General features: G+C 59.8%; 25 protein-coding genes. 12 read left to right on the top strand and 13 right to left on the bottom strand.

Annotated elements, in window-relative coordinates; all coding sequences use genetic code 11:
- From B2A78_RS15265 to B2A78_RS15250, 4 genes are read left to right on the top strand one after another with little or no spacing between them, the layout of a single operon-like run.
- Positions 1–327 carry a J domain-containing protein gene (locus tag B2A78_RS15265; protein WP_077730864.1) on the top strand — a complete coding sequence of 109 codons (327 nt, stop codon included), beginning with the start codon at positions 1–3 and terminating at the stop codon, positions 325–327.
- A complete protein-coding gene (gene grpE / locus B2A78_RS15260; RefSeq protein ID WP_077730863.1) occupies positions 324–977 on the top strand; it encodes a nucleotide exchange factor GrpE in 654 nt (217 codons plus the stop codon). Before B2A78_RS15265 ends, grpE begins: the two co-directional genes overlap by 4 nt.
- The gene (locus B2A78_RS15255; protein WP_077730862.1) at positions 974–2,728 is read left to right on the top strand and encodes an Hsp70 family protein; all 1,755 of its coding nucleotides are present in this window, start codon (positions 974–976) and stop codon (positions 2,726–2,728) included. The genes grpE and B2A78_RS15255 overlap by 4 nt, the downstream gene beginning before the upstream one ends.
- Positions 2,728–2,973, top strand: a complete 246-nt coding sequence (locus tag B2A78_RS15250) for a hypothetical protein (protein ID WP_077730861.1) — start codon at positions 2,728–2,730, stop codon at positions 2,971–2,973. Before B2A78_RS15255 ends, B2A78_RS15250 begins: the two co-directional genes overlap by 1 nt.
- 443 nt (positions 2,974–3,416) lie before the next feature.
- Here B2A78_RS15250 and nhaR read toward each other — a convergent pair whose 3' ends face one another.
- Positions 3,417–4,313, bottom strand: coding sequence for a transcriptional activator NhaR (nhaR, locus tag B2A78_RS15245; RefSeq protein WP_077730860.1), 897 nt, complete (start codon positions 4,311–4,313; stop codon positions 3,417–3,419).
- Positions 4,314–4,425: 112 nt separating this feature from the next.
- Between nhaR and B2A78_RS15240 the strand changes: the two genes are divergently transcribed.
- The 3 genes from B2A78_RS15240 to B2A78_RS15230 all read left to right on the top strand — a co-directional run bounded on the left by B2A78_RS15240 (position 4,426) and on the right by B2A78_RS15230 (position 7,279).
- Positions 4,426–5,094 carry a carbonic anhydrase gene (locus tag B2A78_RS15240; protein ID WP_077730859.1) on the top strand — a complete coding sequence of 223 codons (669 nt, stop codon included), beginning with the start codon at positions 4,426–4,428 and terminating at the stop codon, positions 5,092–5,094.
- Positions 5,095–5,161: 67 nt separating this feature from the next.
- Positions 5,162–6,733, top strand: coding sequence for a SulP family inorganic anion transporter (locus B2A78_RS15235; RefSeq protein WP_077730858.1), 1,572 nt, complete (start codon positions 5,162–5,164; stop codon positions 6,731–6,733).
- A 285-nt stretch (positions 6,734–7,018) separates the two neighbouring features.
- Positions 7,019–7,279 (top strand): hypothetical protein, encoded by a 261-nt coding sequence (locus tag B2A78_RS15230; RefSeq protein WP_077730857.1) that lies wholly within the window; start codon positions 7,019–7,021, stop codon positions 7,277–7,279.
- Positions 7,280–7,332: 53 nt separating this feature from the next.
- On the opposite strand, the gene B2A78_RS15225 is transcribed toward B2A78_RS15230, so the two are convergent.
- On the bottom strand, positions 7,333–7,518 hold the full coding sequence (locus B2A78_RS15225) for a YbdD/YjiX family protein (RefSeq protein ID WP_205780792.1): 186 nt from the start codon (positions 7,516–7,518) through the stop codon (positions 7,333–7,335).
- Positions 7,519–7,575: 57 nt separating this feature from the next.
- On the opposite strand from B2A78_RS15225, the gene B2A78_RS15220 reads away from it, so the two are divergent.
- The gene (locus B2A78_RS15220; RefSeq protein WP_077730856.1) at positions 7,576–8,487 is read left to right on the top strand and encodes a bestrophin family ion channel; all 912 of its coding nucleotides are present in this window, start codon (positions 7,576–7,578) and stop codon (positions 8,485–8,487) included.
- Between the two features lie 667 nt (positions 8,488–9,154).
- The gene (locus B2A78_RS15210) at positions 9,155–10,525 is read left to right on the top strand and encodes a HAMP domain-containing sensor histidine kinase (protein ID WP_077730854.1); all 1,371 of its coding nucleotides are present in this window, start codon (positions 9,155–9,157) and stop codon (positions 10,523–10,525) included.
- Positions 10,526–11,134: 609 nt separating this feature from the next.
- Here the strand turns inward: B2A78_RS15210 and B2A78_RS15205 are convergent.
- Entirely contained in the window at positions 11,135–11,800 is a 666-nt protein-coding gene (locus B2A78_RS15205; protein WP_077730853.1) for a DUF2959 domain-containing protein, read from the bottom strand.
- A 28-nt stretch (positions 11,801–11,828) separates the two neighbouring features.
- The gene (locus B2A78_RS15200) at positions 11,829–13,121 is read right to left on the bottom strand and encodes a nickel-dependent hydrogenase large subunit (protein WP_077730901.1); all 1,293 of its coding nucleotides are present in this window, start codon (positions 13,119–13,121) and stop codon (positions 11,829–11,831) included.
- Positions 13,122–13,666: 545 nt separating this feature from the next.
- Between B2A78_RS15200 and B2A78_RS15195 the strand changes: the two genes are divergently transcribed.
- The gene (locus tag B2A78_RS15195; protein ID WP_077730852.1) at positions 13,667–15,160 is read left to right on the top strand and encodes a MinD/ParA family protein; all 1,494 of its coding nucleotides are present in this window, start codon (positions 13,667–13,669) and stop codon (positions 15,158–15,160) included.
- A 252-nt stretch (positions 15,161–15,412) separates the two neighbouring features.
- Here B2A78_RS15195 and B2A78_RS15190 read toward each other — a convergent pair whose 3' ends face one another.
- Positions 15,413–16,684, bottom strand: a complete 1,272-nt coding sequence (locus B2A78_RS15190; RefSeq protein ID WP_240502547.1) for an alkaline phosphatase family protein — start codon at positions 16,682–16,684, stop codon at positions 15,413–15,415.
- Positions 16,647–16,922 carry a hypothetical protein gene (locus B2A78_RS26670; protein WP_240502546.1) on the bottom strand — a complete coding sequence of 92 codons (276 nt, stop codon included), beginning with the start codon at positions 16,920–16,922 and terminating at the stop codon, positions 16,647–16,649. The genes B2A78_RS15190 and B2A78_RS26670 overlap by 38 nt, the downstream gene beginning before the upstream one ends.
- On the opposite strand from B2A78_RS26670, the gene B2A78_RS15185 reads away from it, so the two are divergent.
- Positions 16,921–17,715 (top strand): hypothetical protein, encoded by a 795-nt coding sequence (locus tag B2A78_RS15185; protein ID WP_077730850.1) that lies wholly within the window; start codon positions 16,921–16,923, stop codon positions 17,713–17,715. The genes B2A78_RS26670 and B2A78_RS15185 overlap by 2 nt on opposite strands.
- 56 nt (positions 17,716–17,771) lie before the next feature.
- On the opposite strand, the gene B2A78_RS15180 is transcribed toward B2A78_RS15185, so the two are convergent.
- The 7 genes from B2A78_RS15180 to B2A78_RS15150 form a co-directional block, all read right to left on the bottom strand.
- Positions 17,772–18,308 (bottom strand): PepSY domain-containing protein, encoded by a 537-nt coding sequence (locus B2A78_RS15180; protein WP_077730849.1) that lies wholly within the window; start codon positions 18,306–18,308, stop codon positions 17,772–17,774.
- A 270-nt stretch (positions 18,309–18,578) separates the two neighbouring features.
- A complete protein-coding gene (locus tag B2A78_RS15175) occupies positions 18,579–19,388 on the bottom strand; it encodes an energy transducer TonB (RefSeq protein ID WP_077730848.1) in 810 nt (269 codons plus the stop codon).
- Complete coding sequence (locus B2A78_RS15170; RefSeq protein WP_077730847.1) at positions 19,385–19,819, bottom strand: biopolymer transporter ExbD; 435 nt, start codon at positions 19,817–19,819, stop codon at positions 19,385–19,387. Before B2A78_RS15170 ends, B2A78_RS15175 begins: the two co-directional genes overlap by 4 nt.
- Positions 19,816–20,328 (bottom strand): MotA/TolQ/ExbB proton channel family protein, encoded by a 513-nt coding sequence (locus B2A78_RS15165; RefSeq protein ID WP_077730846.1) that lies wholly within the window; start codon positions 20,326–20,328, stop codon positions 19,816–19,818. Before B2A78_RS15165 ends, B2A78_RS15170 begins: the two co-directional genes overlap by 4 nt.
- A gap of 23 nt (positions 20,329–20,351) precedes the next feature.
- Positions 20,352–21,584, bottom strand: coding sequence for a MotA/TolQ/ExbB proton channel family protein (locus B2A78_RS15160; protein WP_077730845.1), 1,233 nt, complete (start codon positions 21,582–21,584; stop codon positions 20,352–20,354).
- Positions 21,581–22,168 (bottom strand): DUF3450 domain-containing protein, encoded by a 588-nt coding sequence (locus B2A78_RS15155; protein ID WP_077730844.1) that lies wholly within the window; start codon positions 22,166–22,168, stop codon positions 21,581–21,583. The genes B2A78_RS15160 and B2A78_RS15155 overlap by 4 nt, the downstream gene beginning before the upstream one ends.
- Before the next feature lie 256 nt (positions 22,169–22,424).
- Positions 22,425–23,360 (bottom strand): lysylphosphatidylglycerol synthase transmembrane domain-containing protein, encoded by a 936-nt coding sequence (locus B2A78_RS15150; protein ID WP_077730843.1) that lies wholly within the window; start codon positions 23,358–23,360, stop codon positions 22,425–22,427.
- Between the two features lie 20 nt (positions 23,361–23,380).
- Between B2A78_RS15150 and B2A78_RS15145 the strand changes: the two genes are divergently transcribed.
- Positions 23,381–24,499: a DUF3080 family protein gene (locus B2A78_RS15145; protein WP_077730842.1), complete on the top strand. Its 1,119-nt coding sequence runs from the start codon at positions 23,381–23,383 to the stop codon at positions 24,497–24,499.
- The last annotated feature ends 112 nt before the right edge of the window (positions 24,500–24,611 follow it).

Raw genomic sequence — 24,611 nt, 5'->3', positions numbered from 1 at the left:
ATGGAAACCCCTTACGAAGTGCTGGGCGTGGAGGAAGACGCCGGCGACGAGGCAATCAAGAAGGCTTATCTACGCAAGGTCCGGGAATTCCCGCCGGAGCGGAACGCCGGGGAGTTCCGGCGTATCCGCAAGGCTTATGAGCTCATCGAGACCGACAAGAAGCGCCGGGAATACCGGTTGTTCCATCGGGAAAAGCCCGACGTTTCCGTCCTGCTGCGCCAGATTCTGCGACCGGGCCGGCCGGAACGGCCGGATGCCGGCACCCTGATCCGGACGCTCACCGAGGGCCTGGCCGAGCATTTGTCCGAGACGCACACCGATACATGATGGACGAAGCGAACAAGATCCGTCTGCTGGAAGAATTCCGGCAGTACCTCGATACGCCCGCCGGTTTCGAGGAAGACGCGGCGAGGCAGACCGACCTTTTCACCCTGTTCGGTGAGCTGGCGGCGCTACGCACCGAGGTCCGGACCGAGTCGCGCCAGTTCCGCACCGCTCTCGATACGGTCGGCGAAGCGCACGAATGGCTCAGGGACAGCCAGAGCAATCTGAATCGGACTTTGGAGCGGTTTCAGGGCGAGTTTTCCACCCTGCGCCGCAGCGCCCTGCGTTCCGCGCTGCTGGATCTTCTGGATGTGCACGACCGGCTCTCCGCGGGTCTCAATGCGTTGCGCAACTACCGTCCGGTCAAGGGCTGGTTCCGCATCAAGTCGCGTCCGGAGGACCGGCGCTTTATCGAGAGCATACGCGAAGGCCAGGGCATGAGCCTCAGACGGCTGGAGGAAATCCTGGCGCGCCACGAGGTCCGGCCGCTGGAGGTCATGGGTCTGCCCGTCGATCCCCACACCATGACCGTGCTGGAACTGGACCGGCAGCCCGATCTCGAAAACGGCATCGTCACGGCGGAACTGCGCAAGGGATTTCTCTGGGGCGACGAAGTCTTACGTTTAGCGGAAGTCAGGGCCAACAAACTATGAGCGACATCATCATCGGCATCGATCTCGGCACGACCAACTCGGAAGTGGCGATTCTGAAGGAGGGCAAGGTAACCGTCATCCCCGACCGGGAAGGACGCAAGATCCTGCCGTCCTTCGTCGGCATCGGCGAGCACGGCGACGTCCTAGTGGGCGAACCGGCGCACAATCAGTACATTCTCTACCCGGAGCGCACGGTCAAGTCCATCAAGCGCCACATGGGCGAAGATCTCAGGGTGGAGCTGGCGGGCCAGCACTTCAGCCCGCAGGAAATCTCCGCCATCATCCTCAAGCGTCTCAAGGCGACCGCCGAGGACTACCTCGGACGGAGCGTGCAAAAGGCGGTGATCACCGTCCCCGCCTATTTTTCCGACGCCCAGCGCCAGGCCACCCGAGAAGCAGGGGAGATCGCCGGTCTCGACGTGGTGCGCATCATCAACGAGCCCACGGCCGCGGCGCTGGCTTACGAGGCCAAGACCGGAACGCGCAAACGGATACTGGTGTACGACCTGGGCGGAGGCACCTTCGACGTGTCGGTGGTGAGCATCGAGGACGATGTGGTGGAAGTCCTGGCCAGCCACGGCAACAACCGGCTGGGCGGGGACGATTTCGACGCCCGGATCGTCGATCATCTGGTCGAGCACATCAAGCGCGAGCACGACTTCGACATCACCGAGTCGCGGCAGATCATGGCGCGTATCAACCGGGCCGCGGAGAGCGCCAAGCGAACCCTGTCCGACCAGCCCTTCGTGCGCATCGACGAGGAATATCTGTTCGAGAAGGAGGGGACGCCCATCCATTTGTCGCTGGAGCTGTCCCGCTACGAGTACGAGCAGATGATCGCGGGCTATATCGACGAAACGCTGGAAGCGGTGCACATCGCCCTGCGCGGCGCCAACCTGACCGCTTCCGACATCGACGAAATCCTGCTGGTGGGCGGCAGCACCCGCACGCCCGTCGTCAGCGAGCGGCTGTTCGGCGAGCTTCGCAAGGAGCCGCACCGGAACATCGACCCCGATCTGTGCGTCGCCATGGGCGCGGCCGTCCAGGCCGGGGTGATCGCGGGAGAATCGGTATCCGCGGTGTTGGTCGACATCACGCCCTACACCTATGGGACCTCCGCCATAGCCGAACTCGACGGCGAACTCTACCCCTACGTCTATGTCCCCATCATCCGCAAGAACACCCCGCTGCCGGTGAGCAAGACCGAGGCCTTTTACACCAGCTTTGACGGTCAGCAGGAAGTGGACGTCCGGATTTACCAGGGCGAGGCCCCGGACGCCCTGAACAATATCGAAATCGGCGAATTCAGGGTGAAGGGCCTGCGCAAGGTGCCCGCGGGCAACACCGTCACGGTCAGCCTGGATCTGGATCTGAACGGCATCCTGCACGTCTCGGCTCGGGAGAAGGACACCGGCCTTTCCAAGTCCATCACCATCAACAATGCCATCGCCCGTTTCCAGGGAGAGGAGATGGGGGCGGCCAAGGCCCGCATCGACGCCCTGTTCGGGCCGGCGGCCGGAGCCGAAACGCTTGTGGAAGGAGCGGCTTCGGAGCGGCATCATACGGAGGTCAAGGCGCGGGCTCTGGTGGAAAAGGCGGAACGCCTGCTGGAGAAAGCGTCCGAGGAAGACCGCGAGGACATGATCGACCTCATCGAAGATATCAGGGACGGCATCGCCGCCGGCGATCTCCAGGCCGTCGAGACGGCGGTGGAGCGTCTCGCCGACATTCTCTATTACCTCGATACCTGATGGAGCGCTGCCCCACCTGCCAGGCCCGGTTGCGGGAGGACCCGGTGTGCGCCCGCTGCCGGACCGATTTGAGCCTCCCGCTCGCCGCCGAGGCACAGGCGTGCGCGAAGCTGCACCAGGCCGTCGCCCGGCTCGGCGCGGGCGACGCCGCCGCGGCCCGGCAGGCGCTGGAGGAATCGCTGCAGCTCAAACGCTCGCCCCTGGCCCTGCTGCTGCGGGGATTTCTGGCTCGCCGCGGGCGCTGAGCCTTTCGACCGAGGCGATCCTTTGCAAGGAACATCGCCCGGCCCCCTTTGAACCTAAGGAACGGCGGTTGACCGCTTATTCCATCCGGCATTCGAGTGAACATTATCGTAGGGTGGGTTAGCGAAGCGTAACCCACCGGTCCGAAGTCGTTCGGTGGGTTACGGCCTCGCCACCTAACCCACCATCGATGGGTTTCACTTCGCTCTACCCATCCTACAAGAATGAATTCCTCGGAAAGTCGTAGGTCGGCAATCCTTTCCCAATCGCAAACGGTGTCTTCGGGAGCGCCGAAGCCACCCTTCCGACGAACCCGTTGGCCCAACGGCCGGGTCTACCGAAGGGTCTTAGGAATTACCGGGACGGGCTTATCCCCGCCTACCTTTTAACCACCTTGTCTGGTCGTTCGATAAAAGGAAACGGCGATGCCGGAACTGGCTGCGGATCAGAGCGGCTTCTTGCCGACATTTTCCAGGATCGCGCTCACAGCGGGATGCTTGAGTTTCCTGCGTTCCGTGATCGCGTAGAACCGTTCCCGCACGGAATCGATCCGGCCTATGGCTTCCACGTCGTACTGACGTTGAATCTCCTCCTCGACCGCAGAGGGCGCGACGAACAGCCCGGTTCCGCCACTGCCGAAGGTCTTGAGCAAGGCGCTGTCTTCGATTTCCGCTTGGATTTTCGGGCTGATGTTCTCGGCGTCGAACCACTGATCCAGCGAGCGGCGGAGCGCGGTATTGCCGGTCGGCAGCAAGAAAGGCGCTCCGCTGAGGGAACGGGGAAAGTCCGGGCGGTACGCACTGGCTAACTCGGGGATTCCGAACACCGTGACTCCGCACTCTCCCAACAAGTGGTTGAAAGCTTTGGCACCGTTCGCCGGCGTGACGGGGACGTCCGACAGCACCAAATCGATGCCCTGCAGCGACATCTCCGCCAACAGGCGTTCCGCCTTATCCTCATAGCAAAGAATCTGCACCGGCTCCGGCAGGCGGAAGGCCGGCTCGATCAGGCGGCAGGCGACCAGCTTGGGCAAAGCATCCGCCACGCCCACCACCAGCCGGAGCGCCCGCCCGGTCGGCCGGCCTTTGAGCGTGTTGGCCAGCTCCTGACCAAGGGAAAAGATTTCATCGGCATAGTGGAACACGATGCGGCCGGTATCCGTCAGTACCAGTTTGCGGCCATTCTTGTAAAACAGCTTTTCTCCGATGGTTTTCTCGAACACCGCCAATTGACTGCTAATGGTGGGCTGCGCCAGATGCAGCTTCTCGGAAGCGCGGGTTACGCTTTCCTCGCGAGCTACATTCCAGAAATAAAACAGATGCTGATAGTTGATGCGCCCCATAAGAACAGATTAATTGATTTTATCTATAAATGAATTTCAAACATTCTATTTTATTATAATAAGCTCAATCTATAGGCTATGCCCCGTCAGTCAATTTCAGCGTGAATCAACGATGCAAAAACTGTTACAGGGGCTACACCGATTTCAGAACGACCTTTTCGGTTCTCAGCGCGAGCTGTTCGAGCGGCTGGCAAAAGGACAGCAGCCCGAAGTGCTGTTCATCACCTGTTCCGACTCGCGCATCAATCCGAACTTGCTCACCCAGACCGAACCCGGCGAACTGTTCATTCTGCGCAACGCCGGCAACATCGTGCCTCCCTATGGCGCGGTCATGGGCGGCGAAGCCGCCACCATCGAATTCGCGGTGGCCGGTCTCGGGGTCAAGGACATCATCATCTGCGGACATTCTCATTGCGGCGCGATGAAAGGCCTCTTGGAACGGCCATCGACCCGCGACTTTCCGGCCCTGAGCCAATGGCTCTCCTATGCGGAATCCACCCGCCGCGTCGTTCACGATAAGTATGTAGACCTGGAGAGCGCTTCCCTGCTCAATATCACCATTCAGGAGAACGTGCTGGCGCAAATGGAGAATCTGCGCACCCATCCGGTGGTGGCCTCCGGGTTGGCCCAGAACAAACTTAAACTGCACGGTTGGGTCTACAAGATCGAGACCGGCGAAGTATTCGGCTATGACGCGGGAAGCGGGCAGTTTTTGCGGCTGACCGAGCAGCGCCCCATGCCATCCGTACACGAACGCACACTCATTGCAACGGAAATCTAGGTCCTCGCATTTTTCTATCGTTGAAGCTCTTCCTGAACTTCCGACCGCCCAAAGGGCAAATCGTGTTATGAACGCACAGACCTTGCGACTATCCGCTTTTCGCGCCGCCTGGAAAACGGACCTCCCCGCCTCTATCGTGGTTTTTCTGGTGGCCCTGCCGCTCTCCATGGGTATCGCCATCGCTTCCGGCGTGCCTATGGCGCACGCCGCCTCGGCCGGCCTCATTACCGCCATCATCGGCGGTGTCGTCACCGGAGCATTGTCCGGCTGCACGCTTCAGGTGAGCGGGCCGGCGGCCGGCTTGGCGGTGATGGTCGCTTTGTTCGTTCAGGAACACGGCTTCCAAACCCTGGGCGTCATCGTGCTGCTCGCCGGCTTGGTGCAACTGGCTGCGGGCCTGTTGCGGCTGGGCCAGGTGTTCCGGGCCGTGTCGCCGTCGTTGATCCAGGGCATGCTGGCAGGGATCGGCATTCTGATCTTCGCCTCCCAGTTCCATGTCATGGTGGACGATATGCCTCCCGGGACCGGCAAGGAATTCGGCGGCATCATCAATCTGTGGACCTTGCCGCAGGCGGTATGGAAAGGAATTTCCGAAACGGTTCACCGGCCGGCGGCCCTGATCGGGCTGCTCACCATCGTAACCATGTTCTTGTGGAACAGGCTCACGCCGCAAAAGCTCAAGCTGCTGCCGGCTCCCCTTCTCGGCGTCGCGGTCGGCACCTCCTGCGCCGCGATATTGCAGGCGGACCTCAAGTACGTGCCAGTCCCCGACAATCTGCTGGAAGCGTTACGCTGGCCCGGCGGATCCGATCTTCGAGCTCTCTCCTACCGGGCGATTTGGCTGGCGGGCCTGTCTCTGGCCTTCGTAGCCAGCGCCGAATCGCTGCTGACCGCCACCGCGGTGGACTCTATGCAGCGGCATGCGCCGCGTACCCGCTACGATCGGGAACTAGCCGCCCAGGGCGTCGGCAACATCCTGTGCGGACTGGCCGGTGTATTGCCGATGACCGGCGTGATCGTCCGCAGTTCCGCCAATGTGCTGGCCGGTGCGAGAACCCGGCTATCCACGATCCTGCACGGCGTCTGGATGTTGGTGTTCATCACCCTTCTACCGGGCGTCCTGAGCTTGATTCCGGTGGCCAGCCTAGCGGCGGTGCTGGTCTACACCGGCGTCAAACTGATGAATCCCAAAGCCATGCGCACACTGTGGCGCACCGACCGGGCGGAAGCCGGCATATACGCGGCGACCCTCGGTACCGTGGTAGTGGTGGACCTCCTGACCGGCATTGCTGTCGGAATCGCTCTGGCGTTGGCTCGATTGCTGTGTAGCTTCTCGCATCTGGAGGTTGCGGTCGAAGAGGAAAAAGGGAGCGTCCGGACCACGATCCGCCTCAAAGGCGCCGCAACCTTCATCCGTCTGCCGAAGCTCGCGGCGGCCCTGGAGCGGGTCCGTCCCGACGCGCACGTGCACGTGAATTTCCACGAACTGACGTATATCGATCATGCCTGCTTGGATCTTCTGATCAATTGGGAACAACAGCATAAGGCAGCCGGCGGCGAGCTGGTCATCGACTGGGACAGACTGCGCGCCGTCTTCCAGCAGCACGCCTGGGGAGAACGGCGCATCGAGGCCGCATGAAGATCCATCCTGACGGGCCGTGGCCTGGAGTTTGCCGAAGGATTCCGCGGACCGGCTGCGACGCGGTCCATCCGGGTTGCAGCTATTGAGGGAAGTCCGACAGGACTCCATCGGACGCAGAACAATGATGGACTGGAAGAGTTCCGTTCAAGATTGTTACCATGCGTTCGTACAGCTTGCTGTGACGAATCCTCGCAATACCGCGCCGTTTAAGTCAAACCTAAGGAAATCGGAGGAGGCCTTGTATGTGCGAGGTCAAGGCGAACCAACATTGAGGAAATCATCATGAACATTAAAGAAGAATTGGAAAAATTTCGGGACGGCTTACTTCAGCAACGGGACGAACTGCGGGTGCAGCTCAACTTGGCGAAACTCGAGGCTCAGGAAGAGTGGAACAAGACGGAAGAAAAGCTGGAAGAGTTCAAGAGCAAGCTCGCCGGAGTCGCCGACGAAGCCAAAGACGCCTCGGAAGATGTCTGGACCAGCGTCAAAATGCTCGGTGAAGAAGTAAGAAGCGCCTACGAACGGATCAAGAGCCGGATATAACTGCCACCGCATCTTTCGGCATCCCGCCTGCGAAGGCGGGATGCGCCGCCGCGTCAGCAACAGCGTTTGACGCCGCTCCATCGCCGATGCAGCTCGGCATCAAAAAACTCTTTGCGGCTCAAAGGCTCCCCGCCCTCGCCTGCGTGGTGGACACGCCAATGCGCCAGATACTTTTCATAGGCATCGTCGCCGGTCATTTCCCGCAGCAGATGCCATAGCGTCTTGACTGTTTTCATCATTTAATAATCCACTTCGGCAATTCACTCCCGAGATCGAAAGCCGCTTAGGAGTTCAGCGTGATCAATTACAACCCCAAATCGTGGTGGGGCCTCATTTTCAAATTTCATAAAAGCGACACGTTCAGAAGGCTGTTGCCGGCCATGAGTTCGGTCGCCTTATTCACCGCGGCCATAGCCTATATCGATCGCGATCTGCTGCCCGAGGAATTCAAGGGCACGAATCTGGTTCACTCCCTACTGGGCTTCGTCATCTCGCTGCTGCTGGTTTTTCGAACCAACACGGCGTACGAGCGCTGGTGGGAAGGCAGGCGGCAGTGGGGAACCTTGGTCAATACGTCCCGCAATCTGGCGCTGAAGTGCAACGCATTCCTTCGACAAAACCATCCGTCCAGACTCATCATCGCCAAACATATTGCCGCTTATGCCTCGGTGCTGAACGAGCATCTCCGCGATGCCGAACCGCTGCAACGCCGACCGGCCGGCGTGCACCGGCCGAATCTTATCGCCAACAGCCTGTTCAGGGAAATCGACCGACTGCACCGGGGCGGAGATCTCGCCGGAGTGCATTATCTGAACATCAACAGCGAACTCACCTCGCTGACGGACATCTGCGGCGCCTGCGAACGCATCAAGAAAACGCCGATCCCGTACTCCTACAGCCTTTTCATCAAGAAGTTCATTTTCGTCTACATCGTCACCATGCCGTTCTGCTTCGTGCACGAATTCGGGTACTGGACGATCCTGTTCACTACTTTCGTGTTCTTCGTTCTGGGCAGCCTGGAGCTGATCGCGGAAGAAATCGAGAATCCCTTCGGCGACGATGCCAACGACCTTCCCACGGAAGAACTGGCTAAGATGATCGGCTCCAACGTGAGCGAAATTTTGCTGAAAAAGCGGGCGACCGTCGGCTCCAGCGTGGCGAAATACGCCGATCCCGGATCCCGCGCATCGGTCACCTCGGCGCATTGACGGTTTTGATGAACCCGTCCGCTTCCCGGCGCGAGGCAATGGCCTTGCGTCGGTTTATGCGCCTGCGGGGAAGGTTTGGGTGGTGATGTCCCATTTGGTCGGACTTACACCGTGCCGGTTGCCATTGGCTCTTTAGAGTATTTTTCATCCCGGTGTACGGATTCGTGTCGGGCGGGAAGAACGTAGGTCGGCAATCCCTTGCCGACTTATCGGCTCGGCAAAGGACTTTGTGGGAAGGGGCGTCCTGGCACTCCCAGGACGCCCGTTTGCGATTGGAAGGGGGACTTTGGTGCTCCCAAAGTTCCCGTTTGCGATTGGAAGGGTCGCGACTAAAGCGACCGTTTGCGATTGGGAAGGGATTGCCGACCTACATATCGGGCTCCCTGATACCGAATCGGAAAATGCTCTAGGGTCAGGCGTTTACTTTTTTGAATTTGGCTTCTTTCATTTCAAGAAGCAAACAACAAAGGTCTGACTGTGTCTTGCAGTTCGCCGGCAAGCCGAATATCGACAGTATTTCGCCGCCGAGACAAAAACGGCCCTGAAGTTTTCCGTTCGAAGTGCCCGTGTCACGGGCACTCGGTACGACAGGTTGACCTTTACACCCGTTTAGTGTCAATTTTCCGTCACTGAACTCTCTCAGGACTTACTGCTCAAGGAGTGTCCTATGGTGGTGCAAGATCAGGATTATTGGAAGGATCGGGTTTCGGTGCCCGGAGAAGTGCGCAAGGTACACAAATCCGGAAAACCCGTGCGGACCAGATGGCGTCTCGTGCTCGCGGCGCTCCTCGGCCTTAGCGCTCTCGGGCTCGTGCTCGTGCAAAGCCACGGCGGGTTCGGCGGGCTTGCCGATCGCGTTACGCCCCTGCCTGCTGCGCTGCAAGACATTCATGCATCGGTCGAGCAGGCATTGGGCAAACTCTTCAGGGCCGAAGACGACGATAAATTGACGCCTCTCGTCAACGAGCTATCGGAAAAGAAAAAACGGTTTTATGACCGAATCGCCGACTTTGGGGCCGAGGCTAAAGCCAGGTTGTCGATAGACGAAACCTTTTACGGGCTGGAGGATGCCGTGGACGGGTTCTGGCAGGACGGTTTGAGCCGAATTGATCGAGCGGTTCGGCAGGACCTTCTGGTCAAGGGGGCCATTCTGGGCATTCTGTTGCTCATTTGCGTTGGCTTCGGCTCGGGTCTGCTGGCCGTGTTTACCCGATCGGTCCGGCAACTGGACGAATCCATCCGAAGACTGGGAGCGGGAGACTTCGGCAAACCCATCCGGGTTACCGGACCGAAAAACCTTCGGCTTCTCGGTGATCGGCTCGACTGGCTGCGCACCCGTTTGCTGGGCCGGGAAGAGTCGAAGCAACAGTTCATGAGCAAAGTCTCGAACGAATTCGAAACGCCGCTTTCCGGCATTTTCGAAAGCACCGGCCTGCTTATGGCCGAGGCGTTGAATCCGAAGCAACGCGACCTGTTGGCGCGGCTGAGCCAGGACGTTCAGAAACTGCAAAACCTGTTCGATGAGTCGCTCCACTATGGCCAGGTCAAGGACAATCCATCGCCGCAACCGAAGGACGCGGTGAACATGAAGACGTTGCTGGCATCGGTGATCGAAGATTATCGGGACTCCCTAAATGCGAAGTCCCTCACCATCAAGGAGTTGATCCAGCCGGTCGAATTCCTCGGTGTTCCCGACCAGGTGCGGACGATTGTCGACAATCTGCTCTCCAACGCCATCAAGTTTTCTCCGGAAGGGGGCAAGATCCGGATCATTCTTCGTGACTTGGGAACCGGTATGCAACTGGAGGTCGAAGATGACGGTCCCGGAATAGACACCACGGAGCGTACGCGGATATTCGAGCCGTTTTTTCGAGGCAAGGCGGCCCACATGACCGACACCGAGGGTGCCGGCTTGGGGCTGGCGATCGTGAGCGAGTGCGTGGCCAATCACCAGGGAAAAGTCGAAAGCATCGAACCGCGGCAGGACGAACAGGGCGCCCGCATCCGGGTCGAACTTCCGCTGGTGGAGGTTTCTTAAGTAAAAGCAGCCCATATAACCTATGTAGGGCGGAATAGCGTATCCCAATCGCAAACGGTCATCCGGGTAGTGCCCCGACAACCCGCCGCCGCATGGGAACCTTCCATTCGGCGCATTACGCTAAAGCTAATGCGCCCTACACTAGCTGAGATTATCCAAACCTGCGAGTTTCAGGGCATAGGATGTGCTGAACAAAGTGAAGCGCATCGATCTGAACTGCCCCGGACTCGCGAGCGAAGCGGGACAGCGTAGCGTGGCGAGGCCGCCCATAGGGTGCCGGACAGGGATTGTCCGGCATGAACCCATCGATCGCGACCGATGCGCCTCCTATCGTCGGCAGCATCCTATACCAGTCAAGAGTCGGTTTGGGTCAAGTTATCGATGGGAAGACACTCCATGAAACTCTCCGACTTTCACCATAGATCTATCGCACCCCGAGGACGGCTGTTCATTAGGGAATAACCGGTTTTGCTGCCGGGCGCACGCGGATTCCTTCGAAGACATAGCAAAGAGCCTGTACCAGCAGGCCCTCGAACCCTTCGACACGCTCAGGACAGGCCCTTCGACGAACTCAGGGCGAACGGCCCACTGGACAGACTCAATGTCTTGTCAGGCGGGACCGCCGACCGACTTGATGAACTCGTCCGCCTCCCGGATCGACACTTCCATGGACCTTATAAGCGCCGAAATATCGGTTTGGAGGCTGTCGAGTTCGCCCCGCAGGGAGGCGATGGCTTGGGCATTGAGGTTGTGCTTCAGGAATAGAACCTGATCGCGGAACGTCAGCAATACCGGCTCCATTTTGGATTCGGCGCGTTTCATGGCGGCGATGAGCTGATCGTAGCGCCGGCGCGTCCCCGTGAGCTTTTGCTGGCTGCTGCGCTTGAGCGACGGGTTCTGGTATTGGGAGAGTTCATTTTCCCATTCGTCGAACAAGGCTTCCGAAACGTCCTCGATGTCGTCGATCCGTTTCCGAACCTCGTCCGCCTTGGCCCGGCTGCGCTCGTATTCGGCGTCGAGCTCCCGGTACTTCTCTTCCAGGCTGCCGCCCTTGAAGCCGGTGAGCGCGGTAAACCGATCCAGCGCGTTCTTGAACTGTGTCTTGGCCTCTTCCTGGCTGTCGCGGGCCTTTTCTACGCGGTGAACGAGAATGTCGCGCTTGTGAAAGCCCAGCGACTCCGCCGCCCTGTAATAAGCGGAAGAACAACCGGTCAGGATGAGGAACAGGAGCAGGAAAAAGCTCCGCCGCGCGACGAGCTGTACATGGTTGGGCATGGGAAAGCGGCTCCGAAAACGAACAGGCTCAAGATCGTACTACATTCAGATCGAGAAAATCGCTCGAACAGGCGATGCACGGATCGTAATTGCGGATCACCCGCTCTCCGTACTGCCGCAATTCCTCATCGGTTCTTTCCGGGCCGAACGATTGCAGCGCTCCGAAAAGATCCTCCTCGATACACGCCTGGTTATGCATGGCCGGAGAAACGATCCGTGCGCGCATCACGCGACCCTGGGCATCGACTTCGTAGCAGTGCCAGAGAATGCCCTGCGGAGCTTCGGTACAGGCGAATCCGGTCCCGGCACGAGTTCGAGCCTCGACGTACGATGCCTGCGGCTCATAGCCGTCCAGCAGGCGAATGGCATCGGTTATGGCGAAATACACCTCCACCGCTCGCGCCACGATACTGTGGAAAATATTTCGGCTGGGAAAAGCGATGCCGGCTTTGCGCAGAGCCTCGGCCACCGGACCGGGCAACAGGTCCCGGTTCAGGTTCAGCCGCGCCAAGGGCCCCGCGAGATAAGGCCTTCCCTCGATCAATGAATAATCGGTCTTGGAATGCGGATCCCGGTGCACTTGGAAATACCTTTCGAAACTCTCGACGGCTATGTCCAAGCCGGTACTGGAAACGATGGTGCCGCCACACATCGGGTACGCGTCCGGATGCCGCAGGGCCACGTTGATGAACGATTGTTCGCTGGAAGGCAGATCGATGCCGCCCGTCCAAGCCACCAAGGACTCCGCTTCCGGCAAGGCCGCGCGCAGCCGCTCGACCGATTGCCTGACCTGGGCCTTGGACGGCGCATGGTGAAATCCGCCGATGCGGACTCCCGCCGCGCGGGAAGACGAGGCGTGAAACAGGCGGATCAACTCGCAACCCAGATTATGCAGACGCAGTCCGCGACGCACTTCGTCCGGAAAATCCCGAGACATTTCCGCGAGGCTCGAAAACCCAAGGAAATCCGGTGCGGCGAGCAAATGAATGTGCAGCGAATGGCTCGCGATCCACTCGCCGCAGCACATCACCCGCCGCATCGCCTGAATCCAGGCTGTCGGACGGCAGTCCAAAGCCGATTCGAGGCCTTGCACGGCGCTCATTTGATAGGCTACGGGACCGGTCCCGCAGATGCGCGCCAGCGTGTCGGGCACGTCGAAACATGCCCGTCCTTCGAGAAATGCTGAGAGCAGCCGGGACTGCTCGAAGATGTGAAGCGCAAGGCTTTCGATCCGCGCGTTGCGGATGCGCAAGTCCAGGATGGCATCCCCGTCCAGCCGCGCGGGTCCGGATCCGGTATCGACAGCTTGTTGTTCACTCATGAATTCGATTGCCATCGCCTTGCTACCTCGTAAAAAGTGATGGCGATCGATTTAAGCGGAGACACATGTTTCGGCTAGGTTCACCCTCCCTGCAAGCCAATTCCGGTAGAAACGCCGCGGCGGAACTTCCGCGCGAGCGACCGCATGCCCGGCGGTCCTCGACGATACCCCCTTGTCCGGTGCCAAAGCGCGCAAGCCTCGCTCGAAAGCAGTTCGACGCGAAAGCGCCGTGACCGCTCATCGCCCCGCTCCTCCGAAAAAACCGGGAACGGAAAAAGATCGCAAAAAAACCCTTCTTGGCAAAAACAGCGACCGAGAGGCCATGTCACACTCCCTGTAACGTCCATGAAAATATCCGTTCCGGTCATCGACCGGGTCGCGGCAAACCGAAGCACGCCAAAAGGCTCCATCGGAGCGGAACTAGGTTACTACCGCCGCTCCACCTTGCATAGAACTCGTTTCGAAAACCGATTTGAAAGCGTCACACCGGCATTCATCCACGGCTACACTTTTAAGATCGAAAACCCCAAAAGGCCCCCTCACTCATGGCTCGTGTCATCGCCATCACCAGCGGTAAAGGCGGCGTCGGCAAAAGCAATCTGGCCGTCAATCTGGCCTGCGCGCTGTCGGAGCACGCGGAAAAGACCTGTCTGTTCGACGCCGATACCGGTCTCGCCAACGTCAATGTGCTGCTGGGCGTACATCCCGAAGCCACTCTCGCCGACTGCCTGAAGGGGCGAAAGCGTCTGGACGACGTCATACTCCGCTACCGCGAGAATTTCCACATCGTTCCCGCCGCATCCGGCATCGCGGAGTGCGCCAATCTCGAACCGGAGCAAAGGCACCGGCTGATTCTCGGCCTGGCCGATCTGGATTCGAGCTACGACTACATCCTGATCGATACGCCGGCCGGCGTGGAAAACAACGTGCAGGATTTCTTGCTGGCGGCGGGCACGGCGATTCTGGTCATCACGCCGGAGCCCACGTCGCTGACCGACGCCTTCTCGCTGATCAAGATCCTGAAAAACCGCGAGGCCGAGATCGATTTTCACGTGCTGGTCAACATGACCAAAGACCGCGCCAGCAGCCTGGAGGTGTTCAACCGCTTTCGGGGCGCGATCAAGAACTACCTGGGCTTGGACGTCGATTATCTCGGCTATGTGCCGCTCGATGAGGCTCTGCTGGATGCCGTGAGCTTGCAGACGCCGGTGACGCAGACCCACCCGAGTTCTCCGGCGAGCTGGGCCATCAAACAGATTGCCGAAGTCATTCGGGAGCGGCTGCCGGCCACAGGGGATGCATCGAACTTCAGCCGCTACTGGGACAAGGTGGAAACCGATCTGTCCCGGCAGGCACCGGAACCGCCGGTCACGGACGCTGACGGCAACCCGGATCGACCGCCAAGCACGGAGAACGATGCGCCTGCGGCCGAGCGCGCGCCATTCGTCCCAACGCCGACGCGCGAGTCCATAGAATCCCAGATCGAAACCTATCTCAAACGGTTCAGCGCTTTTCCGTTCGATACGATTCAAATGCTTTATCGGGATCTCGAAGTCAAGGGATTTCCGGAAATCGATTTAAAAGAGATTTGCACGACGCTGGAAGCCATTTACGAGCGACGCTACGAACGGCCTATCAAAAGTCCCGACAGCACGATCGTTCAGTTGCTGGCGAACGCTCGCGGGTCGGACGAAAAGACCCGCCAACTCGCGGAATTCCTCAGATCGAGCTACGAGCGGCAGTTCGGATGCAAACTGATCGATCCTCTGGTCGAGATGGAACGCTGGATTTCCGAGGAGGCTTTCACCGAGGCGGATTTCGAGCGCTTGCTCGAGAAAGCCCGAGAATGGTTTCGAATCCGCTTCGGGAAACCCTACGCGGACGAAAAGGACCGGCTGATCGAACAGCTTAGAATCGAGATTGGTGCCTTGGGGGAGCGGGAAGCGGCGCTGCAAGCCAGCGCCGAGATCCTGATGGAAGCCTTGCGACCGGTTCGGGATTCCAAAATGCGCTTGGACGAACTAGCGCAGCGAAAATAAAGCCCATTCTCGATCCTGTTAGCCTTTGCCTAACAGGAATCCCTTCCCAATCGCAACGCAAACGTCGCTTTAGTCGCGACCTTTCCCGACACGACGAATCGTCGGCAAAGGATTGCCGACCTACAAATCTGTGTCGCCAAGTAGGTCGGGAATCCTTTCCCGACGCAACGGATGTGTCGGCAATGGATTGCCGATCTACAAGAGCTTATTTCGGCCTATACACCGGCGCGGCGCCGATAGAACTTTAAGCGATCACAAATCCAGCGCATTCAGCAAGTCGTTGGCTTTGGCGTCACGCTCGCCCAGCGGTTTCAGATCGAACCGGGTTTCGATGAATTTCAGGATCGATGTGCCGTCATAGAAGGTGTGATCGACATACCCGCGCTTGGCGAACGGGGAAATGACAATGGTCGGCACGCGGTTGCCCGGTCCCCAGCGGTCACCCGGAGGTGGCGGGACATGATCCCAAAACCCGCCGTATTCGTCGTAAGTGACGATGATCACGCTGTTCCGCCAGAGCCGGCTTTGTTCGATCTTGCGGATCACCGCCACCGCCTGCATCTCCCCGGCCAGAAGATCGGCATAGCCGGGATGCTCGCTATGGGCTCCGATGGGCTTATAAAAGGAAACCGCCGGCAAATTTCCTTTTTCGATGGCCTTCAATAAATCCGTTTCGTCCTTGAGATGCCTGGCCCTTTCGCGGGTTCCCTGGGCGTAGCGGTCGAAATACGCGAATGGCTGATGATGGTACTGAAAACTTTCGTCGGCTTTCCCTGCGATCGCGTCATTCCAGCCGCCGGAATACCACGCCCATGAAATCTTTTTCTCCGACAGGCGATCGCCGATCGTGGGAAAAGTTTGCGGCGGCAAAAGCCGGCGCGGATCGGTGATCTTCGGACTGTGAGGCGTCTGCATCGTCTGAATGGTGTTCACGGCATAGCCGTCGGGCGTAAACACGCCGTCCTTGATCAACTCGCCTTTCTCGTTCAAGACGACGGTCGATTCGGCCGGCGGGTCGTCGTGATGCGGCGTACAGGCGCAGACCAGCCAAAAATGATTCAAGAGCGACCCGCCGAAAGCGGCCTGAAAGAAACGATCCGCCAGCGTGTATTTTTCTGCGTACTCCCACAACGGAAGCTTGCGGCCGTCGTAATACCCCATGGCCAGGCCGCCGGCATCCGACACGGCCGCGAAACGATCCATGCGCCCGCCGTTGATTTGGGCCTGGTGTTGATAAAATCGATGTAGCGGATCGCCGATTTTTTGATCGATCGCAACATACTGGCTGATCTCGAACGGACGGTTCGGCAAATCCGAAGGAAAGCGCTCGTCGGGCACAGGCGGCTTCTTTTCGGTATTCATTACCCTGGGCAGGGTGGCGTAGACCCCGCCTTGACGATCGGTCTGCCGCATCGTTTCCTCCGGCGCATTCGCCAATCCGTCCGCTCCCGGAAACAGTCCGTAGAGATTGTCGAAGCTGTGGTTCTCAAGATAAATCACCACGATGTGGCGAATCCGGTCCAATCCTGGGTTCCGGCTCGATTTGGCCGAAGCAGATAAGGGCGTCGAGAGAATCAGAAATATCAGGAGGACATTCAGGCAGGCTGTTTTTTTCATCGCGGATGTTCGAAAGACTTAAGTCGCTGATGCCGTCAAATTCGTAACCGGTTATTTTACGCAGTCCAGTGTTACGTCGCGTGACAAATCCGCTCAGACTGATGCCCAAGCCAAATCGCCCGAGTGCCCGCAGCGATAGAAACATGACTGTCAAAGTCGATAAGCAGCCGACTCGGCCCGTGATCCTGATCGGAGCGAGCAATCTCGCACGGGCCTTTCCCTTGGTCGTGAACGGTCTGCGAGCGGGATTGCGGGAGCCTTTGGACGTGCTGGCGGCGTTCGGGCATGGCCGATCTTACGGGCTCTGGAGCCGGATGCTGGGCCGAACGCTTCCCGGCATCGTCCGGTGCGGGCTGTGGACCGCTCTGCGGAAACACGGTTCGGACAGTCTTCCACCGCTCGCGGCCGTGACCGATATCGGCAACGATCTGGTTTACGGCGTCACCGTTCCGCAGCTGCTCGCCTGGGTCGAAGCCTGCCTGAACCGGCTGGCCGAGCAACGCGCCGAAATCGCCTTGATGGCCTTGCCGCTGGAAAGCGTCGAACGGCTTAATCCCTGGAAGTTCGAATTGTTGCGCAGGACTTTCTTCCCGGCGCACCGAATCGCGTGGCCGGTGCTGTTCGATCGTGTGAACCGCTGCCAGGAAGAAATGCGGCAGCTCGCGAGGGTATACGGCATCCGCTTGATCGAGCCGCCGGCCACCTGGTACGGCTTCGATCCGATCCATATGCTGCGCCGCCGGCAGCCGGAAGTCTGGCGCGAATTGTTTTCACAGTGGCCGGCCTGGGATCGGTCCGCTTCCATTGCCTATCCGCCCTTGGCGGAGTCGATCCGCCTGCGCGCGATTCGTCCCGCCGAACGCTACCTGTTCGGCCATCGACAAATCACTTCGCAGCCGGTCCTGAAGCGGAACCGGTTCAAGCTTTCGATGTACTGAGGGCAAAAAAACGGGCTCCGCGGAGCCCGTTCGTGGATGGGTCGGATCGGAAAGTGTCACTCTTTGCCGATCTGGTAAATCTCTTCTTCGTCGTCCTCGACGATCTTGCCGGTCGCGGCGTCGACTTCCATCTTGACCTCCTTGCCATCGGCGGTCTTGATGTCGAATTCATAGGACGCATCGCCGTTGGACTCGATCTCGTATTCGGTCTCGACGATCTCGCCCGGATGCTTTTCGAGGGCGATCTTCTTGGCTTCCTCTTCGCTGATCTTCATCTTGGCCTTGAACAGCGGATCGTCGGCGCTATCGACTTCCTGTTCCTCCTCGGTAATTTTTCCCGTGTTGGCGTCGCATTCGTATTCCCAGTCCTTGCCGTCCGTGCCGGCGATCTCGAATTCATAGGTAGGGGCGCCACGCTCCTTCTTGAACTCGAGCTTGACGACCTCTCCGTCTTTCTTGGCCAGCGCCGCCTCCAGGCATTTTTCCATGCTGACCTTGGTTTTCGGCATTTTGATTTTTTCGGCGAATGCCGCGGTCGCTCCCAAGGACAAAAACAGTGCGGTGAATGTTGTTATTGTGATGCGTGTTTTCATCGTTTGCCTCCGTTGGCTTCTGGCGGGAACATCGGACTCCCTAGAGATTTTGATTCAGCGATCCGCGTTTGTTCTTCAAATCGGATGCCGGATTCGAGTATAAGAGCCTTCTTATTCATTAACAATAACATGCCGTACCCCCTACATCCGGTAAGGGACTCTTTTCGGTACCCGCGTCGCCGCTGATCGGCCGGCGCGTGTTCGACTCGCGTCGAGAATCCAAGCTATCGCACGAGCAGGTGAAACCGCCTACATTCGGGATATCGCCCTTCAGCGCTCCTCGAGCCTGAATTTCATCGTGAGCGTGGCGCGCTGGGCCACGGCGCGGCCTTCGCTGAAGGCGGGCTTGAAGCGCCACCGCCGGATCGCCTTGAGCGCGGCCTCGTCGAATACCCGCTCGGGGCTGGCCGCCACCACCCTCGCCGCGCTCACCGTACCCGAAGGGCTGACGTCGATCTCGATCCGCACCCAACCCTCGATTTTTTGCGCGCGGGCTCGGGGCGGATATTCCGGCAATACACGGGAGAGTACGACCAGATCCCCGGCGCCGGAACCACCTTCGCCGGTCGAGCCATTCCCCTCTCCGGTCGGCTTCTTTTCCGGATTCCATTGCCCAGGGGGTGCCGTAAGGCGTGAGTCGGAGCCCGACACAGGGCTAAGCGGGGCGCCCGTGCCCTGTTCGGGAATATCCAGCCGAGGGGCCGGTACGCCCGGCGCAGGGGCCGGCGCTTTCCGAGGCTTGGGGGCGCCGGTACGGCCGGACCCGCGCGCCGGCGCTTTGCCGGAAGGCTTGGCGGGACCGGATGGCGGGCGCCCGGTCGACGGCCGGGACTCCGGCGCGACCTCGGTCATCGGCTTGGGCGCGGGCGGCGGAACCGGTTTCGACTCCTCGGTCTTCGGAATGATGCGAATGAAATCGACCGGCTGCGGATTGGGCGTCGATATCAGCCTGGTCTCACGGTGACTGATCAGGGCGCCTATCAATAACAGCAAGGCCAGATTAATGACCGCCGCCGCGGCGAAGGCTCCGGCCAGGACCCATCTCGAGCGGCTCGAGATCCCGGCAAGGGAGGTTTTCATGGCGTGTCTGGAGCCGTACTGGCCGCGACCGAAATGTTGACGAAACCGGCGAGGCGCAGCTGATCCATCACTTTGACCAGCAAGCCGGTGCTGGTATGGGCGTCTGCCAGAATGATGGCGGCTTGGGCCGGATTGGCGAGGCCCAGTTGTTCGAGCCGGGCGCGCAACAGGCGTATGTCGATGGAAGCATCGTGCAGCCAGATTTGTTCGTCGGCGGTGATGGTGATGATCACCGCCGCATTCTGCTGCGGCACCGCCGTTGCGGCCTTGGGACGCTGAACCGCCACCGCCGACTCGCGGATAAAGGAGGTCGTCACCAGAAAAAAGATCAGCAGGATGAACACCATATCGATGAGCGGCGTCAGGTTGATCGCATCGGCGCTTTCGTCGCCGCCGTCGGTGCGGCGCGTGAACAGGCTGCGTTTTCTCATGGCTGCCGCAAACGGTCGGCATAGCGGCGCTCGAAGGCCCTAGCGCGGCGGTTGAGGTTGTAGCCGACCCCTACGCCGAAAAGTCCCATCACCAGGCCCGCCAGCGTCGTGATCAGCGCCTGGGAGACGCCTCGCGCGACGATGCGCGTTTCCGCACTGCCGAATACGCGGATCAGGTCGAAGGTTTCGATGATGCCGGTCACCGTGCCCAAGAGGCCCAACATCGGCAGAATGCCGGAAAGGGTCTTGATCAGGCGCAGATGGCGGCGCAGGGCAATTTTCATCTCGATCACCGCGGCGGGGGAACGCACAAGCGGCACACGTCGCTCCAAGAACCTGGGCAATGTGCGGAGAAAGAACCAGTAGCGCTCCAAGACCAAGGTCCACAGCAGCAGGGAGACGGCCAGCAACGGCCACATCACCGGGCCGCCCAAATCCATCAGATCTTCGACGTGCTGCTCGGATTTATGAAGAAAGCTCAAGAAAGTTTCGAACACCCGGCTGCCCATCGTGCCTCCTCTTCGTGGGCGAATTAGACCCTGTTCTTCGGCGGAATGTCCCCATCCGCCGGGGCATTCCGCCGTTCGAGGCGAGCCGCGAGCGCAGCCGAGGCATGCGCATCGAGCAAGGCGGCGAGGGTCTGGCTCTTCCCCAGCAGCAGGCTGTGCAACAGCAGGATCGGAATGGCGGTAACCAGCCCCTCCACGGTAGTGACCAAGGCCTCCGAAATCCCGCCCGACATCAATTTCGGGTCGCCCGAGCCATGCAGGGCGATCGCCTGGAAGGTCTTGATCATGCCGGTCACCGTGCCGAGCAAGCCCAGCATCGGCGCAATGGCGGCCACCAATTTCAGGAAAGGCAGAGCCCGCTCCAAGTGTGCCTGTTCGCCGGTCAATGCCTCTTCCACGGTCAGGTACAGGACCTCCTCCTCGTTCGTGTTCGCTTGTTCGAGCCGCGCGAGCACCCGACCCAGAGGGTTGTCGAGCCGGGGTCGCGACGACTGTAGCTGGTTTCGGATACGCTGCCCGATCCGCGTCAGCTCGACGAAGCGGTAGGCGGCAAGTGCATAGGCAACGCCCGCAAGCACCAGGATCAGGTAGCCGACGACGCCTCCCTGGGCTATGCGTTCGCGCAGAGTCGGAACCTGCACCAACAACTGCAAGGTTTGCCCAGCCGAGGGATCGATGGCCACCGGCGCCAGCGACGGCGCCTCCACGCGGGCATACTCCCGAGCCAAATCGAGGAGGTTCGGGGCCGGCTGCCTGGGCAGTTCGATCAAGCGGTCGACCTCGGGTGAATAAACCAGGTAACGTCCTTCGGAGAGGAAGCTGAATCCTCCCAGACGAAGCACTTCTTTCTCGGCTGCCTGCCCGCTCGGTGCGTAAACCGGAGCCCGGAAGCTTGCGATGCTGCCCAGGGCGTCGAGCTGGTTCTGCAAGCTGGCGAACAGCTGCGTCAGTTCGTGGGCGTTCGGCATATGGCGGCTATCGGCGAGCCGGTCGATCAGTTCCCGTTGGTGCGAAGGATCGCCCGCCAGAACCTGCTGCACATAATAGGGCTTGAGATTCGCGGCGCTCTCGCGGATGCTTAAGAACAATTCCTCCTTGGCCGCCAGCACCGTCGTCAGTTCAGCCTCCACTTCCGACGGCGGGGCCGGCTGTTCGGCTTTCGCCTCGAGTGCGGCCAGGGCGGACGGAAGAAAAACCCCGAACACCGCACAGGCGGCCGCAATTCCCAGGACGCGGAGCACGCAAAGCGGCCTCACGGTGACTTGGGCCCCGGCAGCGGCAGCACCATCAGGTGCGGGGGTTCCAGCTTGCGCGCCGTGCGTAGCCCGCGGGCGATGGCTTCGTTCTCCTCGCCGGACAGTCGCTGCCAGCGCCGCAGGTCGTTGCGCCAGATGCCCGATTCGTGCCCATCCAGGGTCTGGTAGTAGAGCGCCAGGCGACCGATGCTTAGGAAATCCACCAGGCGTTCGTCGTTCCCCGTCCGGAGCACAGCCCGGTAAGCTTCGACGCTCCTCGCATAGTCGAGCTCGACCCGGTAGGCTTCCTGAACGCGCCGATATTTCTCAGCCGCGGACGCGGCAGGATCGCGGATCAGTTTTTCCAGCCTATCGAGCCGATCGCGGCGCTCTTCGAGAAGGAAAGGAGGGCCATTTTCGATCCCTTGCTTCAATGCGGAAACAGCGTCGGACAAGATGCCGTTCAATCGCTGGTCGAGCTCGGAAAGCGTCTGAAGCTTCGCTTCCGCCGCGTCCAGCGATGCCGACGGCTCGGACGAACTCGCCCCTGGCCCGTTAGTGGGCTGAGATGGCGCCGCCAAGGCCAAGGACGGAGCGACGGCCATCAGGCAGACGGCGAAAACGAATTGCGCACTTCGGCGAAGAAACACCTTGGGTCGGACCGATGTCCAGGATTGTATTGGCCGCAGGATATCACAGGCTTTTCATCAGCAAGCAACGGGAAAACTTCCCGACCGGAGCGTTGGGACATTTCTCTTGCCGCAAACTTCCGATGTGAATGCTACGCCGTCTCGCGGTCATGGATCGGTTCCTAATCGGTAGTCTTCGGGAAACCATGCTTCCCGAACTTGAGCGCGCTATTTACTCGGTAACGGAAACCGTTGCTCGACGCCGCACCAGCAGAAGCAAGAGTGCTCCCGGCAAGGCCGTCAATAGATGCAGGGCACCGAAGATCAGGGATACGGCGAGGCTTTGCTCGGGCGTCAATCCGGCGGGAGCGAGCAAGAACACCGCGGCCGCCTCCCGCTTGCCCCAGTCGGAAACCAGCCCCGGCAGCGAACTGACGCCCAGCAATAACAGCGGCCCGAGCATGAGCACAGTCAGAGCGTCGCCGGAAATGCCGAGCCCGACGGCCGCCAAGGCGAAATTCGCGGCCAGCAGTAGCTGGATCAGCACGGACAACCCGTAGTGTCGAGGCGAGCGCAGCGGATTGCAAATGGCGAGCACGACGCCGGCATGCAGCCGCGCCATCGGCCAGAATCTTCGGAAGACGAGCACGGCGACGCTCACCGCAGCGATCAGGATCAGGGCGAACAAGCCGATCTGAAATCCGGGAAATTCGCTGTACAACCCAAGGTAAACCGGCGTCAATCCAAGCACCATGAGCAGCAGGACGATCTTGCCGGAGAACCGGTCTATGACCTGGCCGATAATGAGCTGCCAGGTTTCGGCGCTGCCCCGCATCAATTGAAACCGCGCGAGTTCGCCGACCACCAGCGGCGGTCCGCACTCGCTGACGCTTTGGCTGATCCAGAGGACACGGATGAAGTCCTTGAAAGGCGCACAGATTCCCAAGGCACGGCTGATATACCACCAGCGCAGCGCAAACACGGCTATCGAGAGCAGGAAGATTCCGACGATCGCGACACCCATGGCGGGATCGCAGCGGCTGAGTTGAGTTATCAGCGCGGAGCGGTCTATCTTGGCGAAAATGAAGGTCAAGACCGCCAGCATCATGATAAAGCGCACGCTCCGGCGATTGAGCCACGCCCCCGATTTCAGGAGAACTTGTTTCACTACTTTGATGCCTTATTTATATGGAGATCATCGTCGGCTCGGGCGCCGTGAAATCGAACCCCGCGCGTAGTCTTAGAGCATCTTTCATCGGTTTTTTCGTCATCGTTCTCGCACTGGGATTGCCCGGCTGCTCCGGCGATTCGCCGGAAGCCATGTTCGAGAATTACCTCGACCGCCTCGCGAACGTGACCGAGGTCGACATCGACGAAGCTATTGCACCGCCCGCCGTGCCGCCTTATCCGCGGCTACGGGACATCGTGCTCCCGATCGATGATATCCGAATCGGCGTCATCACTTATCTCGAAATGACCCGATGCGGGCTGGTCGGCGAAATCAGCGCGCGGAACAGCTCTCTCGGACGAGTACAGCGGGAAAGCGGCCGCTTCCTTTACGAGCTGAATCTGTTTCGGAAACTCTCCGAGTGCGAAGCGAGACTTGGAGGACCGGGCGAAGACCCGGAATTCGGCCGCAAGATAGAGTCCCTCCGGCAAGCGAAAGCCGACAATTTACCCAAGGCATTCTGGAACGCGACCTTCGCGGCCAAGGAATTCCGCGTCTTCATGGATACGGCAACCGCCCCGCTTCTGCGGAGCGAAAAGATTTCCGTGGCCCGCTTCGAAAGGCCGATTCGGTATCTCGCTTCGCTGGGCGCGAAACTCGAGGAAGCGCCTTCGATACCTCCAAGCGAATTCGAACAGCACTATTTCGAACTTCAAACCGATAAGACCGGCGGCAAAATCGTACGCGCCCTGAGCCTTAGCGGGTTTTATCTGGACCGGGTCGGGCTGCTTCTGGAACAAACCGCATCGACCGGGCGAATGTGTCCCATGGGCAAAAAAACCCGGCGGGCCGAGTATCTGTTCAATGTATTCGTCAAGTTTTACGCCGGCGAAGTGCAATCCTACATCAGCCGGCTTCATCAAACCGCATCGCCATTGATCGAAAGCGTGAGGCATTTGAAAGAAAGCCAAAGGGCCGAAATCCCGCCAGCATTCGACAGCTATTACGCCGCGACGCTCGACCCGGCAACCGAGCAAGGCCTGTGGCATCGCTTCAACGCCGCACTGCAACGCCACACCCGCGCCTGGCAGGCAGTATTGAAACCCTGCGGAATGATGCCGGGGGGACCCGCGGCTTAAGCAAGCAGGTCAGATTTCGTACTTGCCCGAATTCTGCGACGGGACGACTGATGCCATTTCATGGGAGTCGAAGGAAGCGAACATATCCCGCGCGGAATGACATGTCGGAAAA

The organism is Methylocaldum sp. 14B, assembly GCF_002005105.1.
Lineage (GTDB): Bacteria > Pseudomonadota > Gammaproteobacteria > Methylococcales > Methylococcaceae > Methylocaldum.
Note: the sequence above shows the minus strand (reverse complement) of the source record. Positions and strands in the feature narration are given on the sequence as shown.

Bases quoted from the DNA above. Each gene is read 5' to 3' on its own strand.
- B2A78_RS15265 (WP_077730864.1), top strand. From the start codon at position 1: ATGGAAACCCCTTACGAAGTGCTGGGCGTGGAGGAAGACGCCGGCGAC.
- grpE (WP_077730863.1), top strand. From the start codon at position 324: ATGATGGACGAAGCGAACAAGATCCGTCTGCTGGAAGAATTCCGGCAG.
- B2A78_RS15255 (WP_077730862.1), top strand. From the start codon at position 974: ATGAGCGACATCATCATCGGCATCGATCTCGGCACGACCAACTCGGAA.
- B2A78_RS15250 (WP_077730861.1), top strand. From the start codon at position 2,728: ATGGAGCGCTGCCCCACCTGCCAGGCCCGGTTGCGGGAGGACCCGGTG.
- nhaR (WP_077730860.1), bottom strand. From the start codon at position 4,313: ATGGGGCGCATCAACTATCAGCATCTGTTTTATTTCTGGAATGTAGCT.
- B2A78_RS15240 (WP_077730859.1), top strand. From the start codon at position 4,426: ATGCAAAAACTGTTACAGGGGCTACACCGATTTCAGAACGACCTTTTC.
- B2A78_RS15235 (WP_077730858.1), top strand. From the start codon at position 5,162: ATGAACGCACAGACCTTGCGACTATCCGCTTTTCGCGCCGCCTGGAAA.
- B2A78_RS15230 (WP_077730857.1), top strand. From the start codon at position 7,019: ATGAACATTAAAGAAGAATTGGAAAAATTTCGGGACGGCTTACTTCAG.
- B2A78_RS15225 (WP_205780792.1), bottom strand. From the start codon at position 7,518: ATGATGAAAACAGTCAAGACGCTATGGCATCTGCTGCGGGAAATGACC.
- B2A78_RS15210 (WP_077730854.1), top strand. From the start codon at position 9,155: ATGGTGGTGCAAGATCAGGATTATTGGAAGGATCGGGTTTCGGTGCCC.
- B2A78_RS15205 (WP_077730853.1), bottom strand. From the start codon at position 11,800: ATGCCCAACCATGTACAGCTCGTCGCGCGGCGGAGCTTTTTCCTGCTC.
- B2A78_RS15200 (WP_077730901.1), bottom strand. From the start codon at position 13,121: ATGAGTGAACAACAAGCTGTCGATACCGGATCCGGACCCGCGCGGCTG.
- B2A78_RS15195 (WP_077730852.1), top strand. From the start codon at position 13,667: ATGGCTCGTGTCATCGCCATCACCAGCGGTAAAGGCGGCGTCGGCAAA.
- B2A78_RS15185 (WP_077730850.1), top strand. From the start codon at position 16,921: ATGACTGTCAAAGTCGATAAGCAGCCGACTCGGCCCGTGATCCTGATC.
- B2A78_RS26670 (WP_240502546.1), bottom strand. From the start codon at position 16,922: ATGTTTCTATCGCTGCGGGCACTCGGGCGATTTGGCTTGGGCATCAGT.
- B2A78_RS15180 (WP_077730849.1), bottom strand. From the start codon at position 18,308: ATGAAAACACGCATCACAATAACAACATTCACCGCACTGTTTTTGTCC.
- B2A78_RS15175 (WP_077730848.1), bottom strand. From the start codon at position 19,388: ATGAAAACCTCCCTTGCCGGGATCTCGAGCCGCTCGAGATGGGTCCTG.
- B2A78_RS15170 (WP_077730847.1), bottom strand. From the start codon at position 19,819: ATGAGAAAACGCAGCCTGTTCACGCGCCGCACCGACGGCGGCGACGAA.
- B2A78_RS15165 (WP_077730846.1), bottom strand. From the start codon at position 20,328: ATGGGCAGCCGGGTGTTCGAAACTTTCTTGAGCTTTCTTCATAAATCC.
- B2A78_RS15155 (WP_077730844.1), bottom strand. From the start codon at position 22,168: ATGGCCGTCGCTCCGTCCTTGGCCTTGGCGGCGCCATCTCAGCCCACT.
- B2A78_RS15145 (WP_077730842.1), top strand. From the start codon at position 23,381: ATGGAGATCATCGTCGGCTCGGGCGCCGTGAAATCGAACCCCGCGCGT.